Origin of the sequence: Bacillus sp. KH172YL63 (assembly GCF_011398925.1) — a bacterium.
Lineage (GTDB): Bacteria > Bacillota > Bacilli > Bacillales > Bacillaceae_B > Rossellomorea.
On the sequence record NZ_AP022842.1, the window covers coordinates 2,550,225 to 2,568,084 of the forward strand.

The 17,860-nt window shown below is 44.3% G+C and carries 23 protein-coding genes; 4 read left to right on the plus strand and 19 right to left on the minus strand.

All coding sequences use genetic code 11. From position 1 onward, the window contains the following. Positions 1-64 precede the first annotated feature (64 nt). The 6 genes from KH172YL63_RS13020 to KH172YL63_RS13045 all read right to left on the minus strand — a co-directional run bounded on the left by KH172YL63_RS13020 (position 65) and on the right by KH172YL63_RS13045 (position 6,662). Positions 65-1,951 carry an ABC-F family ATP-binding cassette domain-containing protein gene (locus KH172YL63_RS13020; protein ID WP_173106509.1) on the minus strand — a complete coding sequence of 629 codons (1,887 nt, stop codon included), beginning with the start codon at positions 1,949-1,951 and terminating at the stop codon, positions 65-67. Further along, a complete protein-coding gene (locus tag KH172YL63_RS13025; RefSeq protein ID WP_173106510.1) occupies positions 1,948-2,592 on the minus strand; it encodes an HD domain-containing protein in 645 nt (214 codons plus the stop codon). The genes KH172YL63_RS13020 and KH172YL63_RS13025 overlap by 4 nt, the downstream gene beginning before the upstream one ends. A 92-nt stretch (positions 2,593-2,684) precedes the next feature. Further along, positions 2,685-3,536 carry a DegV family protein gene (locus KH172YL63_RS13030; protein WP_173106511.1) on the minus strand — a complete coding sequence of 284 codons (852 nt, stop codon included), beginning with the start codon at positions 3,534-3,536 and terminating at the stop codon, positions 2,685-2,687. 43 nt (positions 3,537-3,579) lie between these two features. Then, positions 3,580-4,077 carry a hypothetical protein gene (locus tag KH172YL63_RS13035; protein WP_173106512.1) on the minus strand — a complete coding sequence of 166 codons (498 nt, stop codon included), beginning with the start codon at positions 4,075-4,077 and terminating at the stop codon, positions 3,580-3,582. A 29-nt stretch (positions 4,078-4,106) separates the two neighbouring features. Then, entirely contained in the window at positions 4,107-5,798 is a 1,692-nt protein-coding gene (locus tag KH172YL63_RS13040) for a formate--tetrahydrofolate ligase (RefSeq protein WP_173106513.1), read from the minus strand. Between the two features lie 189 nt (positions 5,799-5,987). Then, positions 5,988-6,662, minus strand: a complete 675-nt coding sequence (locus KH172YL63_RS13045; RefSeq protein WP_173106514.1) for a class I SAM-dependent methyltransferase — start codon at positions 6,660-6,662, stop codon at positions 5,988-5,990. A gap of 475 nt (positions 6,663-7,137) precedes the next feature. Between KH172YL63_RS13045 and KH172YL63_RS13050 the strand changes: the two genes are divergently transcribed. Next, a complete protein-coding gene (locus KH172YL63_RS13050; RefSeq protein ID WP_173104250.1) occupies positions 7,138-7,353 on the plus strand; it encodes a DUF3892 domain-containing protein in 216 nt (71 codons plus the stop codon). Between the two features lie 89 nt (positions 7,354-7,442). Here KH172YL63_RS13050 and mntR read toward each other — a convergent pair whose 3' ends face one another. The 5 genes from mntR to KH172YL63_RS13075 all read right to left on the minus strand — a co-directional run bounded on the left by mntR (position 7,443) and on the right by KH172YL63_RS13075 (position 11,814). Then, on the minus strand, positions 7,443-7,859 hold the full coding sequence (gene mntR / locus KH172YL63_RS13055; protein ID WP_173106515.1) for a transcriptional regulator MntR: 417 nt from the start codon (positions 7,857-7,859) through the stop codon (positions 7,443-7,445). A gap of 77 nt (positions 7,860-7,936) precedes the next feature. Beyond that, positions 7,937-8,812 (minus strand): metal ABC transporter permease, encoded by an 876-nt coding sequence (locus KH172YL63_RS13060; RefSeq protein ID WP_173106516.1) that lies wholly within the window; start codon positions 8,810-8,812, stop codon positions 7,937-7,939. After that, positions 8,809-10,098, minus strand: a complete 1,290-nt coding sequence (locus KH172YL63_RS13065; RefSeq protein WP_173106517.1) for a metal ABC transporter permease — start codon at positions 10,096-10,098, stop codon at positions 8,809-8,811. Before KH172YL63_RS13065 ends, KH172YL63_RS13060 begins: the two co-directional genes overlap by 4 nt. 15 nt (positions 10,099-10,113) lie before the next feature. Then, on the minus strand, positions 10,114-10,860 hold the full coding sequence (locus KH172YL63_RS13070) for a metal ABC transporter ATP-binding protein (RefSeq protein WP_173106518.1): 747 nt from the start codon (positions 10,858-10,860) through the stop codon (positions 10,114-10,116). Between the two features lie 18 nt (positions 10,861-10,878). Next, positions 10,879-11,814 carry a metal ABC transporter solute-binding protein, Zn/Mn family gene (locus tag KH172YL63_RS13075; RefSeq protein ID WP_232066023.1) on the minus strand — a complete coding sequence of 312 codons (936 nt, stop codon included), beginning with the start codon at positions 11,812-11,814 and terminating at the stop codon, positions 10,879-10,881. Positions 11,815-12,392: 578 nt separating this feature from the next. Here KH172YL63_RS13075 and cspD point away from each other — a divergent pair. Beyond that, a complete protein-coding gene (gene cspD / locus KH172YL63_RS13080) occupies positions 12,393-12,593 on the plus strand; it encodes a cold-shock protein CspD (protein WP_173106519.1) in 201 nt (66 codons plus the stop codon). Between the two features lie 43 nt (positions 12,594-12,636). Here the strand turns inward: cspD and KH172YL63_RS13085 are convergent, their stop codons facing one another. From KH172YL63_RS13085 to KH172YL63_RS13095, 3 genes are all read right to left on the minus strand, one after another. After that, on the minus strand, positions 12,637-12,840 hold the full coding sequence (locus KH172YL63_RS13085; RefSeq protein WP_173106520.1) for a zinc-finger domain-containing protein: 204 nt from the start codon (positions 12,838-12,840) through the stop codon (positions 12,637-12,639). 61 nt (positions 12,841-12,901) lie between these two features. Then, entirely contained in the window at positions 12,902-13,558 is a 657-nt protein-coding gene (locus KH172YL63_RS13090; RefSeq protein ID WP_173106521.1) for a reverse transcriptase-like protein, read from the minus strand. 186 nt (positions 13,559-13,744) lie between these two features. Next, entirely contained in the window at positions 13,745-13,987 is a 243-nt protein-coding gene (locus KH172YL63_RS13095; RefSeq protein WP_173106522.1) for a hypothetical protein, read from the minus strand. A gap of 158 nt (positions 13,988-14,145) precedes the next feature. Between KH172YL63_RS13095 and KH172YL63_RS13100 the strand changes: the two genes are divergently transcribed. Further along, positions 14,146-14,547 (plus strand): reverse transcriptase-like protein, encoded by a 402-nt coding sequence (locus tag KH172YL63_RS13100; protein WP_173106523.1) that lies wholly within the window; start codon positions 14,146-14,148, stop codon positions 14,545-14,547. Positions 14,548-14,758: 211 nt separating this feature from the next. Here the strand turns inward: KH172YL63_RS13100 and KH172YL63_RS13105 are convergent, their stop codons facing one another. Further along, positions 14,759-15,025: a DUF6123 family protein gene (locus KH172YL63_RS13105; protein ID WP_232066024.1), complete on the minus strand. Its 267-nt coding sequence runs from the start codon at positions 15,023-15,025 to the stop codon at positions 14,759-14,761. A gap of 39 nt (positions 15,026-15,064) precedes the next feature. Beyond that, entirely contained in the window at positions 15,065-15,553 is a 489-nt protein-coding gene (locus tag KH172YL63_RS13110) for a divergent PAP2 family protein (protein ID WP_173106525.1), read from the minus strand. 106 nt (positions 15,554-15,659) lie between these two features. On the opposite strand from KH172YL63_RS13110, the gene KH172YL63_RS13115 reads away from it, so the two are divergent. Beyond that, positions 15,660-15,800 carry a small, acid-soluble spore protein L gene (locus KH172YL63_RS13115; protein ID WP_173106526.1) on the plus strand — a complete coding sequence of 47 codons (141 nt, stop codon included), beginning with the start codon at positions 15,660-15,662 and terminating at the stop codon, positions 15,798-15,800. Positions 15,801-15,841: 41 nt separating this feature from the next. Here KH172YL63_RS13115 and KH172YL63_RS13120 read toward each other — a convergent pair whose 3' ends face one another. The 3 genes from KH172YL63_RS13120 to KH172YL63_RS13130 form a co-directional block, all read right to left on the minus strand. Further along, positions 15,842-16,741: a 5'-3' exonuclease gene (locus tag KH172YL63_RS13120; RefSeq protein WP_173106527.1), complete on the minus strand. Its 900-nt coding sequence runs from the start codon at positions 16,739-16,741 to the stop codon at positions 15,842-15,844. A gap of 100 nt (positions 16,742-16,841) precedes the next feature. Beyond that, positions 16,842-17,642, minus strand: coding sequence for a sulfurtransferase (locus KH172YL63_RS13125; protein WP_173108172.1), 801 nt, complete (start codon positions 17,640-17,642; stop codon positions 16,842-16,844). 26 nt (positions 17,643-17,668) lie between these two features. Next, positions 17,669-17,851 (minus strand): hypothetical protein, encoded by a 183-nt coding sequence (locus KH172YL63_RS13130; protein WP_173106528.1) that lies wholly within the window; start codon positions 17,849-17,851, stop codon positions 17,669-17,671. Positions 17,852-17,860: the final 9 nt, after the last annotated feature.

The window sequence follows — 17,860 nt, forward strand, 5'->3', positions numbered from 1 at the left end:
TCTTAACACACTTCATATACATCCCATTCTAACACAGGATGCGTCTGGCCTTAAATGAAGAGGCTTATTCGGCAAATTCAGAAAGATATGTCCATCTTTCGATCAGTCTCTCAAGCTCTTCATTGAGGCTTTCACTTTCCGACATCAGCGCCTGGGCTTTTTCAAAATTACTTCCGACCTTTTGAAGTTCTTCATCGGCTTCTTCGATTCTCTTTTCAACACCGGCTATCTTATCTTCGATTTCTTCCCATTCTCTTTTTTCCATATATGACAGACGTTTCTTTTCCTTCTCCTTCACTTCCTTGACAGGGGAAGGATCCGGTTTCTTTTCTGCCGCTTGCTTTTTACCTCTCGATGCATTTCTTTCAAGGTATTCTGTGTATTCACCGAAGTACATATCAATGTCCCCATCCCCGTTGAAAACAAGCAGCTGCTCTGCTGTTTTGTCCAGGAAATACCGATCATGGGAGACGGTGATCACGACACCTGAAAATTCCTGGATGTAGTCTTCAAGAACGGTAAGGGTTTCAGTGTCTAGGTCGTTTGTCGGCTCATCGAGCAGCAGGACATTCGGTTTTGTCATAAGCAGCTTAAGTAAGAAGAGCCTTCTTTTTTCACCGCCGGACAATTTCCGGATCAGTGTACCGTGCGTGCTCATTGGGAATAAGAACCTTTCAAGCATCGATGTGACGGAAATCTGCTCTCCCTTATCGGTGGTGACGTATTCTCCCGCTTCCCGTAGGTATTCAATCATGCGCATGGACTCATCCAGTTCCTCATGGCCTTGCGTATAGTACGCTACATTGACAGTCTGTCCGGTCAACAATTCCCCGCCTGTGAGTTCATCGTTTCCGGTCAGGAGATTGAGGAAAGTGGATTTTCCACTTCCGTTCCTGCCTACAATCCCGATACGGTCTTTAGGTTTGATGAGGAAGGAGAAATCTTTCAAAATGCATGTATCGTTGAACGTTTTGGATGCATGTTTAAACTCAAATACTTGCTTTCCTAAACGATTCCCGCCGATCGCCATGTCTACCTGTCCTGATGAAGGTCCCGCTGACATGTTATCCTCCAGACTTTCAAAACGCTGGATTCTGGCCTTCTGTTTCGTCGTCCTGGCCTTTGCGCCCCTCCTCATCCAGGCAAGCTCTCTTCGGTAAAGATTTTGCTGCTTTTCTGATAGCTGGCGCTCCGCCTCCTCACGGGATGCTTTCGCCTCGATGAATGAGGCATAGTTCCCTTTATAGGAATAGAGGCTGCCCCCATCAAGTTCAAAGATGCGATTGGTTACTCTATCGAGGAAATATCGATCATGGGTCACAAGTAAAACAGAACCGTTATACTTCCCTAAATAATCCTCCAGCCACTTGATGGATTCAAAATCCAAATGGTTGGTCGGCTCGTCCAATATTAATAAATCCGGTGTTTCGATCAAAACCCCGGCAAGAGCGACACGCTTCTTCTGTCCGCCGGATAACTCGTGCATTTTTTTTGAAAAATCCTCGATTCCAAGTTTCATCAGAATCGATTTTGCATTTGCACTCCCATCCCATGCATGGTGGATGTCCATCTGTTTTTGAGCTTCAAACAGTTCATCCTGAACGGTTGGATCATTTGGGCTCTCTTCCATTTTCATCAGGGCAAGCTCATAATTCCTCATGGCCTGGATGACCTTTGCTTCACCGCGAAACACCTGCTGAATCACGGTCAAGTCTCCATCGAATGCAGGCTCCTGCTGAAGATAGGCAATATGATAGTCGTTTGGCTTGGATATCTCTCCTCCATCATAATCCTCCATACCCGCTATCAGCTTCAATAGGCTCGATTTTCCCGTACCGTTCACACCGATCAGGCCAACTCTCTCCTTTTCGGTAATGGAAAATGATATATCTTTAAATAGCGTTTTCTCTCCATAAGTTTTGGAAAGATTTTCAGCTGTTAACATTCTCATTCCTGACCATTCCATTCTTTATTAAATTGCTCCAGAAATTGAAGCATGAAATCATGGCGTTCTTCTGCCAGTCTCCTGCCCGTTTCCGTACACATCAAGTCTTTTAGCTTCAATAATTTCTCATGAAAGTGATGGATGCTGGAGCTTTCACCATGTCGGTATTCTTCAAGGGACATCTCTTCCCTCACACCTAAATCGGGGTTATATAAGGGCTGACCTTTTTTTCCACCATATGCAAAAGTCCTCGCGATCCCGATCGCACCGATCGCATCAATCCGGTCCGCATCCCTTACGATTTTCGCTTCCAGGGAAGTCAGTTTTGCTTCATGTCCGCCTTTATAAGATATCGAATAAATGATGGATTTCAATACATTTATTTCATTGTCCGTTAAAGAAAGAGAGGATAAGATACCGTCAAGCTTCTTTTCCCCCTCTTCTTTCCCTACAAATTTCTCATCGGGCACATCGTGCAATAATGCAGCCAGTTCAACGATATATGTATGTTGGACCCCTTCTTCTTTTGCAATCCTCAATGCCTGTTTGCGTACACGTTCCAAATGGAACCAGTCGTGGCCCGTTGACTCACCAAGGTATTCCTTCTTCAAGACATGTATTACATCATTCAATTTCTTTTGTTCCATACACTCACCTTTTCTCCATTGTAGCAAACACTTGCTCTTTATCAGAATAAAAAGGAGGGGTGCAGCACTCTTCAGCCCCCTCCTTCACTATTTCATTCTCCTTCTGCATACCAGCTTATCCCGATTGTATCCGCCCCGGCATGAACGCCGATGACCGCACCGAGGGGATATGCCCCAAACTCAACGTCCGGGTATTCCTTTTTCAGTTCGTCGATCCATTCCAGTGCGTCATCCCGGTTTAACCCGTGGAGGACTGAGACCTTTGTGATCCGCTTCGTTTTCATTGCTTGATTCAAACGGGTTTCCATGCTGCTCAACCCTTTTTTAATGCTTCTCACCTTATCTTTCACTTCAAGTTTTCCATCCTCGATCGCCAGCATAGGTTTTACGTTCAAGACACTTCCGAGGAAGAAAGAAAGGCCTCCCATCCTTCCACTTTTATGAAGCTGCTCCAAACTTCCCACCATCACATATGTTTCACTGGAGGATACCCTCTCTTCGATGGCTTGTTTGATATAGGAAGGATCTTTCCCTTCACCCTCCAGCTTTTGTCCGTAATGAATCAACTCTGTCAGTGGATTAGAAAGGATCTTCGAGTCGATGCAGACAATATTCGGGATGGTATCACTCAAGAGAGCCGCAGCCTGAGTGGCCGATGAATAGGTTCCGCTGAAGTGGGACGATACATGGATGGAGAAAATATAATCGTATTCTTTTGCTAATTGTTCATATAGTTCTTTGAATGTGCCGATAGAAGGCTGTGAAGTTTTGACCTCCACTGCCCCCGCTTTCATTTTAGCAAACAACTGGTCAGGGGACAGGTCCACCCCGTCACGAAACTCAGTCTCGCCAAAAAGAATGATCATCGGCACGATAAAGATGCTGCTGTTCTCTGTAAGTTCTGGCACATACGCTGTACTATCCGTTACCCAGGCAATTTTCATGCACATTCTCCTTTTTTAATATGTATATGAATCCTGATCGGCACTAGAAGTTGTTTCGGTCAAGCTGTTGCATCGTATCAACCGAAAATGAAATCATTTGGAGGACGTCATCAACCATCTCTTCAGTGATGACTCTGTTGAAGCTCAGCGTCCCTTCGTGGGAAGTGGGATGTTTGGAAGAGTAAATCTCTTTCCATTCCCACTGTTTATCGTCTCCCCATACATCCTCAAGGCCTCTCCGTGCAGATTTCAATGCCTCATTTCCTTTATAGACGATGAGGATTTCGGCACCAGCCGTATTTCTTTCAGTCATCATGTTCCTTTCTGCAAGAAAATGGCCCATATCCGCCTTCAAATGAAATGCGACCGAAATGGACTTCTTGTACGGCAGTGAATAGCGGATCTGATAGCAACGGTCATAATGAGCGAAGTCAAAGAGGTCCTTGCGATCGAGTATTTGTATGTCACCAGAAAGATCAAGGTCATACACTGCCCCTTCGAACACGACCTTTAAATTATCAAAGGCTGTTGGATCAAACATGTCATCCTCTCTCCTTTCTTTCGAACATGTTAAAACAATCCGATGGCCCTGCCTTTTTCGTCCACATCCATACCGTATGCGGCAGGCTTCTTAGGCAGTCCCGGCATGGTCATGACTTCACCTGTCATAGCGACGATGAATCCTGCACCGATCTTCGGCTTCAATTCGCGGATCGTAATGGTGAAATCTGCAGGACGGCCGAGTTTGCCCGGATCATCAGACAGGGAATACTGGGTCTTCGCCATACAGACGGGAAGGACGCCCCATCCCTGCTCTTCAAACTGCTCCAATTGCTTTCTTGCTTTGACCGTATAATCTACTGTGCTCGCACCATATACCTTCTTGGCAATGGTATCGATTTTGAACTGGAGGGAATCTGATAATTCATATAGAGGTTTGAATTCCTTCGTATTGTTCTCGATTTTCTCTATGATTTTTTGAGCTAAATCGACTCCTCCCTTGCCTCCTTGAGCCCATACGTCAGTGAGTGACACCTCGACCTGTTGGTTTTCACACCATTTTATCAACAATTCGATTTCCTGGTCACTGTCTGATACGAATCGATTGACCGCAATGACAAACGGCACATTGAACGCTTCCAATGTTTCCATATGTTTTTTCAGGTTGTTCAAGCCTTTTTGGAGTGCTTGGAGATTCTCCTCCTGAAGCTCTGCTTTCCCTTGCCCGCCGTGCATCTTCAACGCCCGTACGGTGGCAACAAGGACGACCGCATCCGGCGCAACGTCCAGGGCCCTGGATTTGATATTCAGGAACTTTTCAGCCCCAAGGTCAGCTCCGAATCCTGCTTCAGTCACCACATAATCTGCTAATTTCAAAGCAGTCTTTGTCGCCATTATACTGTTGCAGCCATGAGCGATATTGGCAAATGGACCACCGTGAATGAGTGCAGGGGAATGTTCGATCGTTTGTACGAGGTTTGGTTTCAGCGCATCTTTCAACAATAGTGTCAGTGCTCCCTCGACACCGAGATCTTCAACGGTTACCGGTTGTTTGTCAAAATTATAAGCGACGACCATTCGTCCAAGCCTGCTTCTCAATTCTTCGATCGTTTGAGATAAGCACAAGACAGCCATGATTTCAGATGCGACTGTGATATCAAAGCCATCTTCCCTTGGCACCCCTTGTAAAGGTCCTCCCAGACCGACGATCACTTGCCTGAGGGCACGGTCATTCATATCAACGGCCCGTTTCCATACCACCCTCCGCTGATCGATATTCAGGGCGTTTCCTTGATGCATATGATTATCAATGAGCGCTGCCAATGCGTTGTTCGCAGTCGATATGGCATGGATATCACCTGTGAAATGAAGATTGATATCCTCCATCGGCAATACTTGTGAATACCCGCCGCCTGTCGCTCCCCCCTTGATTCCCATCGTCGGTCCGAGTGAAGGCTCCCTCATGGCAATGATCGCCTTTTTATCCAATTGGTTCAGTGCATCGCCGAGGCCTACCGTGACGGTGGATTTTCCTTCTCCGGCTGGGGTAGGGTTGATGGAAGTCACTAGAATCAATTTCCCCTCAGGTTTATCTTTCAATTTATGTATTGCTTCAAAGGATATTTTCCCTTTGTATTTACCATAAAGCTCGACATCATCTTCGGTCAGACCGATTTTCTTTGCTATGTCTACGATCGGGCTCAAGGATGATTGCTGGGCAATGGTAATATCAGATGCTACCTGTTTCTTTGTCGTCGTCATGAAAGCCACCTTCTAACTATTGGATTTATGGATTCAAATGTACATAAAAATGGGTGTATCCTTGCTGGCATTTATACTATGTTTGTACTCTTACAATATAATGTTTCTGTCAATTTCTCAATAAATCATTTATTACAATTTACTGCTTCTACGATGATCTGAAGTAAACCAGAGGATTCACCCGCCTGTTCATTTTTGGAACATGAATAAAGTCATAAACGTCAAGGCCTGCTTCAATTCATTGGTGAGCCCTTCTGTAAGAGGAGCGCTCACTCCTTTTTTATACACCCACGATTCATCGATTTTTTTCCATCCTTTTTCACCGGCCAGCTTTTCCAGTTCCCACGGCATCATCGTGTTACAGATCACTTCTTCACCGTGCAAGCGTGGATAGGCATTGTCCCTGGGGTGTGCTGTCGGCCCTAAGAGACCGATACAGATGAACCCCTCCTGAGACACAACCCTCTCGATTTCGTTTAAAGTATGTAAGGGATCTTCCGTCCACTCGATGGAATTGATCGCCATCACGGCATGGAAGGCTCCGTCAGAAAAAGGCAGAGATCTTAAGTCACCCTGTACGAACGACAACTTCTCCCGCTCATGTTGCTTCGCAATGTCTACCATGTTTTGAGAGAAGTCCATCCCTGTCACGTCATACCCTTTTTCATATAGAAGAAAAGAGCCATACCCATCACCGCAGCCTAAATCTGCAACCTGGCTGCCTTCTGCAATATGTTTGCAAAAGAAGGGGATGATTGACTTCCTGCTTCCTCCCTTCCACATTTCCACGCTTTTCCCATGCCAGTTTTCTGCATTGTCCTCCCAGCGTGTTCTTGCACTATTATGCCATTCTGATTGACTCATCTATAGATCCTCCCCCTTTAAATTAAAATTCCACTTACATTCAGTCTATGGAATCCTTTCCCCTGTGGCAAGAGGGCTTTTCATGAAAGGCTGTTTTCGTAAACATTGTGGCTTTTAATCAAGCGAGATGCGGTTGATTGCAGCGAGAGATGCTCGCTTTCCGCGGGGATGGCGGTGAGCCTCTTCCACTCCAATCAACCATCCAAGATAAAAACCAAAAATACACTGAATTAACTGCTTATTCTTCTTCTGAATAGTAGTAACCAACATAATTCAAGTACATTGCCCTTAATTCATTGCTATGGTAATTCCCTTATTCCACAGTCTTATATTTCAGAAGATGCTCACATTAACCACTATTAATAATAGCAACCAGTGCGAAAACAGATTATTGAAACCAGCGAACCTTTTCGTTATGCATCTCCATCAATTTGTCCATACTATAGCTAAACCATGACATGAAAGGTGATGAAACATGGAGGAAATTACGAAGGTGCAAAGAAATTATCATGGAGATATCATCAGTTTCCAAACGTCTTCAGGCCGTATCATTTCCTATAGAAAAGCTGTGTTGGAAGCTTCTGAAGGGATTCTGCATGGGGTGTCGTTGAACGAAAATGAATGGGGAGAAACAGAATTGACCAATTCAGGGCTTGAAGGTGGTTTTCAGGATTATCCGACCATTTTCTAATCAGCCTGCACATGCCGAAAAAGGACTTTCAGTCAAAGCTGAAAGTCCTTTTGGCCATTATGCCATTCTCAATTTCAATACTCAGGTTGCTATTCACTGCGGTTTTGAATCGTTCTGAGCGCATCTACCCGCTTCTTTTCTTCGTCAAAAAATTGGACTAGATCACCGATTCGGTCGATTGAGTCCCAGCTTAAGTGATGCTCGATCCCTTCTACGTCTTCATAAATATGCTCTTCTTTCACCCCAATGACGCGAAGGAACTGCTCTAGAAGTTCATGTCTGTAAACTAAACGTTTTCCTACTTTACTTCCTTTTGGAGTCAAGACAAGCCCACGGTATTTTTCATAGATGAGGTAATCATCCTTGTCTAATTTCTGCACCATTTTCGTAACTGAGGAGGGATGGACAGATAAAGCTTCTGCGATATCCGATACTCTGGCATAACCTTTATTCTCAATTAACATATAAATCTGTTCTATATAATCTTCCATACTTGGTGTAGGCATTCTGTACCCTCCAAATTCCCATAAATATCATTAAAAGTTTACTATAAGTACAGAATGAATACAACCCAGGCATCTTTTTACTCTTCTGTCAGGCGTTGATTGAGGAACCTGGATAAGAGACCGTATCTAGGCGAGAGCATCCAAACAAGGAAGAATACAACCCCCGCCGAAACAGCCATTGCCCCAGATATGGACACATCGAAAATCTTTGCCCCATAATAGCCGATGATACTGTCAAACACGCCAATCAGGCCGCTTAGAAGAAGCATCATTTTATATCGGTCAGTCATCAAATACGCTGTCGCTCCAGGTGCAATGAGCATTGCTACCACCAAAATGGCCCCGACACTATCGAAAGCGGAAACGGTCGTCACCGACACGAGACCCATCAGGATGTAATGGACCACAAGTACCGGTATCCCTATTGCCGCTGCCATACTTGGATCGAAGGATGTCAATTTAAATTCCTTGAATAACAGGAAGATGATCAACAGGTCAAGGATCAATACAGAACCGAGCATCACGACGGATTTGGGAATATCGCCTATGACCGGCAGTGAAAGTGTATTCCAGGGAACGAAGGCGATTTCCCCCATCAATGCGTGCTCTACATCCAAATGGACGTTCTTGGCAAACAATGAAATGAGGATCACACCTACTGCAAACAGAGATGTAAATACAACTCCTATCGCCGCGTCCTCCTGTATACCGCTCGAATGTAATAACTGAACGATAAAAGTGGTCAATAGTCCGGCTATAACAGCACCGATCAACATATAGAAACCATTCATACTTTGGCTCACGATGAAGGCCATCACCAATCCAAGGAGAACGGTATGGCTGATGGCATCAGCGAGCATCGACATCTTTCTGAGGATCAGGAAACAACCGACAATTCCACAGGATAAACCAACCAGGCTACCGGTAAGCAGGATCCATAATTCATAACTCATATTCCTGCCCCTCCTCTCCCTGTCCGGATGTTTAAATTCAAGAAAGGATATTGCTTGTAAATGTCCGACATTTTCAATCGCAAGTGAGCGAGATGCTCATTTGACACCACTTCTTTTTCTTCTTTTTCAAGCCACCTGACATCTAGGGAACCTAACTCACTTGGGTACATTTCTTTCAGCTCCATGATCTCATCCACAAACGAGATCTGCTCCGCTCTCATCGACCCCGATTTGGTTAACGTCCATTTCCCTTCTGCACTTTCCACATACCCTTTCTTCAATAATGCTTTTGTTACACGATTGAATCTGAGTGTGGATACATTGCACCTCTCTGCTACCCGCTGTTTACTGATCGCTTCACCTGATTGATAAAGCATTTTCAGTACAAACCTCAGAGCAAGGCGGTCATCGTTTTTAGATCGTTGAATCATGACAGAGATCAAGCCCCTTTTAGGGGAAAACAGCATGGAAACGATGAATATGACAGTCGCTGTCAATACAATGAACGGGCCTGTCGATAAGCCTCTGCCCATCGTACTGATCAAAGTCCCGACTGCACCGGACAAGCCGCCTGTCACGCCTGATATGAGTACCATCACCCTTAATGAATCGGTCCAATACCGGGCTGAGATTGCCGGTGTGATCAGCATTGCAGCCATGAGGATGACCCCGACTGCCTGAATGCCGATCACCACGGTAATGACCAGCAGGGAGATGAATAAGAAATTTAGAAATCCGACTGGAAGTCCGATCCCTTTTGCGAACTGGGGATCAAACGTACTTACTTTGAATTCTTTGAAAAGCACAGACGTAATGATGATCAATGCAGCTGCGGTCAAGCCCATCAGCTGTACATCCCTCCCTACGAGGGATGCCGCCTGACCAAAGATGAAATCGTCAAGGCCGCTCTGATTGCCGGTCGGCATCTGGGCAACCTTTGTTAAAAGGACGATCCCCAAACCAAAGAAGACGGATAAAACAAGACAAATGGCTGTGTCTTCCTTAATTCTGGTTGTATTCGTAATAAGCTGTATTGTATAAGCTGCAAGGAGTCCCGTGGCTGCTGCACCTATCAAGAGTACAAAGAAGTTTTTCTCACCTATGAACATGAAAGCAAAGCATATGCCGGGGAGCGCTGCATGGGCAACGGCATCCCCGATCAGGCTCTGTTTCCTTAATAGGGCGAAACTGCCTAACACACCACTTGCAATACCTAATAGTAATGTACTGAGCAATACCCATTGTGTATTGCCGTCATGTAATATCGATTGCCATATATGATTCATCTCACTCACCTCTTTCTACGGATGAATAAACATTTGGTCCTTTTCAAGGAAAGACAGGCGTCCTCCATAAGTCAACTGCAGATTCTCAACGTTGAAGACTTCCTTCGTCGGACCATATGCGATGGTCTTCCGGTTAAGCAGCATCGTCCAATCAAAATATTCGCCCACAGTTTGTAAATCATGATGGACCACCAGGACCGTTTTTCCCTGTTCTTTTAATTCATTCAGTAATGATATGATTGCTTTTTCAGTCGCTGCATCCACACCGACGAATGGCTCATCCATGAAATATACTTGTGCTTCCTGGGCAAGCGCCCTTGCAAGGAAAACCCTTTGTTGCTGGCCACCTGACAGCTGACTGATCTGCCTTGAAGCAAATTCGGTCATTCCCACTTTTTCAAGGCACTCCATGGCAAACACTGTGTCTTTTTTAGACGGTCTTTTAAACCATCCTAAGTGACCGTATCTTCCCATCAAGACCACATCAAGTGCATTTGTCGGGAAGTCCCAGTCAACAGAACCACGCTGGGGCACATATCCGACCAATTTACTTTTGGGAGAATAAGCTTCGCCAAATATTTTGATCTCGCCTGAAGAGCGGGGGATCAAGCCAAGGGTCGCTTTGATCAGCGTTGACTTTCCGGCCCCATTTGGTCCAACGATCCCGATCAGTTTTCCTTTCGGCACTGAAAACTCGACGTCCATCAATACCGGCTTCCTGTGATAAGCCACGGTCAGCCCTTTAACATCAACTGAGTTCATACTTTCCCCTCCGATCGATTACTTCAATCCTTTAACGATTGTATCGACATTATGTCTGTACATCCCGATATATGTTCCTTCTTCTGTGCCTTCTTTCCCCATTGCATCAGAGAATAACTCTCCGCCTTTCACGACATCATGTCCTTTGTCCTTGGCGCCCGCAATGACGGCATTAATGGATTTCTCCGAGATACTCGACTCTACAAATACTGATTTGATATTGCGTTCAACAAGTGTATTCACAAGTGATTGAACGTCAGCCAAGCCATACTCGGCATCCGTACTCAGACCCTGTAACCCCATTACTTGAAGGTCATATTTCGCACCGAAATAATTGAATGCATCGTGAGCTGTCACAAGCACTCTTTGTTCATCAGGAATTTTTGATAATTCATCTTGCGCATATGCTTTTAATTCATCTAATTGAGCAAAGTACGCCTCTGTGTTTTGAATGTAATCTTCTTTGTTGTCTGGATCCATTTCAATCAAACCATCCCTAACCTGCTCCAATGCAATCTTCCACAAATCAATATCAAACCATACGTGTGGATCGGTTGCTGTTTTGTCTGCCTGATCTTTTCTCAGCATCTCTTTTGGGATACTGTCGGCAATCGCATAGGTCGGTTTCTCTTCATTCATCTTTTCGAAAATTTCAAGCATTTTACCTTCCAAATGGAGACCACTATAGAATATGATATCTGCTTCTTGAAGTTTCCCGATGTCAGATTGTTTCGCTTTATACAAGTGGGGGTCCACTCCCGGTCCCATCAAGCTTTGTACTTCAACATGTTCTCCCCCGATATTCTTTACAGCGTCACCAATTTGCCCGATCGTTGTCGTCACCTTCACCTTGTCGCCGGAAGTATTTGCAGGAGCGTTGCCGCATCCCCCTAGAATTAGCCCGGCAGTCAATATGATGATCATTCCGACCATTACCATCAGTCTCTTATTCATATGCAATCCTCTCTCCATTCCATTTTGTATTTACCCTATTCATAAATATTATATGTGTTCACTTCTTTTTACATTAGCAATATATTTTTTACTAATATATAAAAGTTTCCTTAGTGCAAATTTTATTTCCTTACTCAATATTTGTCAACACATAATCTAAATTATTTAAATATTCTCTTTTAAAAAACGCTCTTTTCGGATAGATTGTTGCTAATATTAGACGTTAATGTGAGCATCTTCGGTAATTTAAGACTAGGGTTGTCATAGCAATGAATCAAGGTCAGTGTACTTGAATAACGGTGATCACCACTATTCAGAAGATGAATTAATCCAGTGAATTTTTGGTTTTCATCTTCAATGGTTGATTCTCGCTGCAATCAACCGCATCTCGCTTGTCTAGAAGCCACAATGTTTACGAAAACAGCCTTAAACAATGGTGTAATGTTGACTGGTAAATCTCCATATTGTATAGTTAAATCATCATCGAAATGATGGAGCATATACCTATTTCCTCCTTCATTTCATGATAATATTTCCCAAGGCACATACGTGCTTGAACGATTTAGGAGGATTAGAACATGCAAAACGGTAAAGTAAAATGGTTCAACAATGAAAAAGGATTCGGATTCATCGAAGTTGAAGGCGGAGACGATGTTTTCGTACACTTCTCAGCAATCCAAGGTGAAGGATTCAAGTCATTAGAAGAAGGTCAGGATGTTTCTTTCGATGTTGTCGAAGGAAATCGCGGACCACAAGCAGAAAACGTAGTTAAATTATAATCGGTCACCAATATATGCAAGACAAAAAGGACATCCGTCCCGGCTATTTCCGGGACGGATGTCCTTTTGTTTCATTCAATATCTCTCCGTAGGAACGGATTTGTTCCCCTACGGTGCATTTTTCTATACAAAAGCGGTGAGCGTATGTCTTTCCGTACTCTTTCCTGAAATGAACTTTAATCAGGCAGTCATGACAGTAAGTATCCAGAAGCTCATCCACTTTATCAACCACTTCCCTGCGGTTCATTTTATCACTCCCATGTTAAAACCAACGATGTTATTTATAGAATATATAGACTGAGGAAAAATTATTCTATCCGTTTGTGACTGTGCACCTGAACCCCCTGCAATGCTTGATTGGCCAACTTATCTGCCTCTTTATTATCTTTGCGGTTCAGTACATCTACATTGATTTTCAGCCTTAATTTTTTTATCCGTGCTTCGATCCGGTCGAGCCAGCGGTTTAAACCTTCCTCGTAACACGGCCATTCCCCTTCAAGCTGTTTGAGTACGACTTGTGAATCCCCTTTGATCGTACAAGGTGTATTTTTCACGCCGATTTCTTCCAATAAACCAATGGCAATATGTAAAGCTGCATATTCTGCTTCATTATTATTTTCGATTTCCTCTAGGCGTTCATTTTTTCTGATTCTGAAAGATTCCCCGCCTTTATCATAATAAACAGCGATACCGGCACCTGCAAGCTGAGTTTCTTTATCATATCCCCCATCAAAATATACAACGATATTTTCCGGCTCTTTCTCGAGCTCCTGATTGAGCTTGATGAATTCCTTTCTCGACCAGGCATTTCCCATTTCATCGATGATTTCAAGATCAGAGACTCTCCCGGTTTTCATCAGGTCGTCAACGTGGATCATCGTTTCTTTTCTCGGAAAGAAGTCGGATTCAAACCAAATATCAGAAGATGTTTTACTTGCGTATTTAAATTTGATTTTCATTTCCATCGCCATAAACTCCTTTGACGTGCGTGATTTTATTGATAAGGACTTACCGATTTCAGAGCGGCTCGACCCGTCTTTCCCCTTCGAACATACGCTGTGTTTACATTCATAAAAGGATGCCTTCCTGGTCAAACCGCCAACATTTCCCTCCAAACAACGGTTTCAGGGAATGTAATTAGTCGGATGGGACTATTTCGAATGGTGTATCGCTTTATTCGCTTTATGGGCATCCTCTTTAGGCACATAAAGCTGGTAGGTGCTGGCATAGCCATAACCACCTCCTTCTCCTCCCCCAGAACTGATGGTTTTCGTTTTATGCTCCACACCGTTCTGCATAAGCCTTCCTTTCATCGTGGCGTACTCGCCTACATCCTGAGTTGAATAAACCAAATCCCATTTCCTGAATACTTTCTTTAACAGTTTATGAATCATCTTACCACTCCTTATTCCTTTTATACAATGAATGGCTGACCTTCTGTCCTGAAGTCCCGATGGCTGATGCTGATTAGGTTGTTCAACTAACTGTCCATGTATAAACCAATATATGCTACTATATTAATATTCTTACGTTATATGAGAGGTGAAGTTCTATGATAGAAGTGAATATTGATGGAGCAAGTGCCGGAAATCCCGGTCTTAGCGGAGCCGGCATCATCCTGAAAATGAACGGAAATGTGGAAACGTATGCCATTCCATTAGGTGTGATGGATAATCATGAGGCCGAATTCACCGCATGTAAACGGGCACTGGAGATATGTTTGGAAAAAGAAGACGCTACCGTTTGGCTTCGCACTGATTCACAAGCAGTCGTTCAGGCGGTTGAAAAAGAATTTGTGAAGAACCGGCAGTACAAACCACTCCTAGAAGACATATTGAAAATGACAGCCCAAATCAACCTCTTCTTTATTAAATGGATACCGGGCAAGGAAAATAAAGCAGCGGATGAGCTGGCCCGCAAAGCCATCCATATGAATGAAGACGGATCTCTTTGAGCCATTTGGCAGATGGATCGTTACTCAATGACGCCTTCATATGGGGGCGTCATTTTTCATCGTCCAGTCAGCACTCTTCTCCTGTCCTGACCTGGATATAGCAAAGAGTAAGGACGTTCAGGTCACGATTTACACAGGTCTTTGGCATAAAAAAATCCGAACACATTCACCTGTTGAATGACTGTCCGGATTTCCTTTATGCCTGCAGGTTTTACGCCAACCCCTGTTTTTCCATCCATTTCAAAGCATCTTTCCTTGAAGATATTTGTTGTGAATGAAGTCTTTCAAGAATCGACATGTAAAAGCTGCTGTCAAACTGTTTTTGGGCTTTCAATGTAATTTCGATCGCGCTGTTCACCAGCTCATCCGGCGCATCTGTATATTTTTTCCCAAAATAAATAAAACCGATTGCATCTTCCTGAAATTTAAACCCCTTATTTTCTAAATGTATGAGAAATTCTTCGGTTGTCTTTTTCACGCTTCTCCTCACCTTATCGCCACTTTGTCTCTTCTTATCTTACAGAAAATTTTTTCTTTTGCCTAGCCCATCCTTCTTAGAAAACACATAAGCGATAAATCCCAGGACTGAGCCCAGAACTGCACCACCGACGACTTCTTCCGGCTGGTGCCCAAGCATTTCCTTCAATCTTTTCGGTTTCTTCTCTTCAAACTCAACTGATTCATGCTCATGGGCTTTACTAACCAGTTCATCCAGGCTGTTCACTTTCAGGGTCAATTCGCCTGTTTGCCTGCGAATGCCCTGTGCATCATACATGACAATCAACCCAAAGATGAAGGATAGAGCAAAATCAACGGTTTTCACCCCTCTTTTAAGGGCAATGAATGTCGTCAAGGAAGCAACTCCCGCACTGTGGGAGCTTGGCATCCCCCCTGTCTGGAAGAACAACTCCGGCTTCCATTCCTTCTTCTTCAAGAAATGGAGAGGGATCTTCAAACCTTGAGCGAGGCAAATGCTGATTAATGCTGTGAGTATACCTTTATTCACCCTAACACCTCCTATCAGATAGTGTGTCCTACTTTGTCCCGTCTCATGGCATATTTGCAAGGAACAAAGGCAAAATATAAACAACACCATCAAGGAGGGTACACTCATGACAAAAGGAAACAATAAGAATAAAGGTAAGAATGCCAACAGCGTAAATCCACAAGGTATTTCACACGATGCTGAATTCGCCGCTGAACCAAAGGGCAAGCTGGAAGATGCCGCTAAGCGGGCAAATACGAAACGCTAAAAAAAGTGTCAGGGGATCATCCCCTGACACTCACTATCCTATTAACTTAAGGCCGTCATCACGTTCGAGCCCATCAAAAATCTTCTAAGCACTTTTAGTTCAAGCTCGTCCACAATCGAAAGTGTATCTTGTGACACGTGGCTCCATCTCGCTTCTTCTATCGAAACAGTGAGGGGCACTTCACAGTGGATCTCGGCAAGCTTTCTGGATACATGAAGCATCTCCAGGTCTTCTTCAATTTTCTTCCGTTGAGATGGGGTGAGTTGATTCAGATTCTCCAGGATTCCTGAGATGTCGTCATATTGTTGAATCAGTTTGAGGGCAGTCTTCTCCCCGATACCTTTCACACCTGGATACCCGTCGCTCGTATCCCCCATCAATGCCTTCACATCGATGAATTGTTGAGGTGTAATCCCTCTTTCTTCCACGAACAGATCCTTTGTATACGTCTGGTAATTGCCGAATCCCTTCTTCAAAAGCATGATATCGATATTATGATCCAGAAGCTGAAGCAGATCCTGGTCTCCACTCAATACAGATACTTTCCGTTCCGCGTGATGGCTTTTGGCCAACGTACCGATGCAATCATCAGCTTCATACCCTACGACGCCCACATTTGAAAGATTGAAACCTTCCGCCACTTCTTTGGCCAGGTCGAATTGGGGAATCAACTCGACCGGGGGTGCGTTCCGGTTCGATTTATAATCGTTGAATACATCATTTCGGAAGGTCTTGCTTCCCATATCCCAGCATACGATGATGTGAGACGGGTTCACATGCTCTGCCGCCATCAGAAGATGCTTCATGAAGCCCTGTACCCCGTTTGTCGGGAGTCCTTTCGAATTCATCATGAATTGACCGGTTACAGCGGTGGCAAAGAAAGATCGAAATAATAGTGCCATTCCATCTATCAATAGTAAATGTTCATTTTTTGTGTTCACTACATACACTCCTTATTGCTTCATTTCACATACTAAAGTATAACATACATGAAGAAATAGCCGATTGGAAAAGTGATGTATCTCTTCCAATCGGCTATTTTCATTTCCCTTTTTCCACTGAGTGTTCTTCATAAGAAACCCAGTCACTATAGCTTCCTACGTACAACTTAACATGTTTGAACCCAGCTTCCTTTAAGCTGATGAAATTTGCGGTGGCCGTCACGCCTGATCCGCAGTACACAATGATGGGCGAGTCTTTTGAAAGAGAGGCAAATCGGTCATCATGCTTTTCTCCAGTGAAGCTTCCATTCTTCACCCCATCGGTCCAGGGAAAGTTGACAGCCCGGGGGATATGGCCAGGAATCCGGTCAATCGGTTCTTCTTTTCCGATGTATCTTTCACTGCTCCTTGAATCAATCAGGATGACATCATTGTCCCCTCTTGCACAACTCCTGACTTCCTCGAGGGATGCGATGATGCCCTCGTTGAAATGAGGGCGGTAGTTTTCATGTGGGTATTGGGGGACCCCGGTATCGGTTTCTCCCCCGGCTTTTTTCCACGCAGCATATCCACCGTTCAGGATCATGACGTCTTCATGTCCGATATATGAGAATAACCACCAGCACCTTCCGGCGAAAGCCCCGTCCTGATCATCGTAGATCACGACGGTCGATTCATTGCCGATTCCTGCGCTTTCCACTTTCCGTATGAAGTTTTTCATATTCGGAAGGGGATGACGTCCTCCGTGCTTTTTCACGTGCCCTGATAAGTCTTTTTCTAGATCAAAGAATAAGGCGCCGGGGATGTGCCCCTGTTTGTATTGTTCACGCCCTTCCACCGGGTTACCTAAAGAAAACCGGCAGTCTATGATTCTTACGTTTTCATCCTTCACATGCTCCATTAGCCAGTCAGTATCAACGAACGTGCTCACGATATCATCCCCCTTTTTTTCATCAATTCCGTCACTTCCCGCTTAGGTTCCCAGCAGGTGAATTGATAGGTCGTTTTGGTTTCATATCCGAGACGGGAACATACATACGAGGTTTTCTTATCCGTCTTCACCCCTCGTATATGAATGCAGGTGGCACAACAATGATAAGGATTCTCCACGTTTCACGC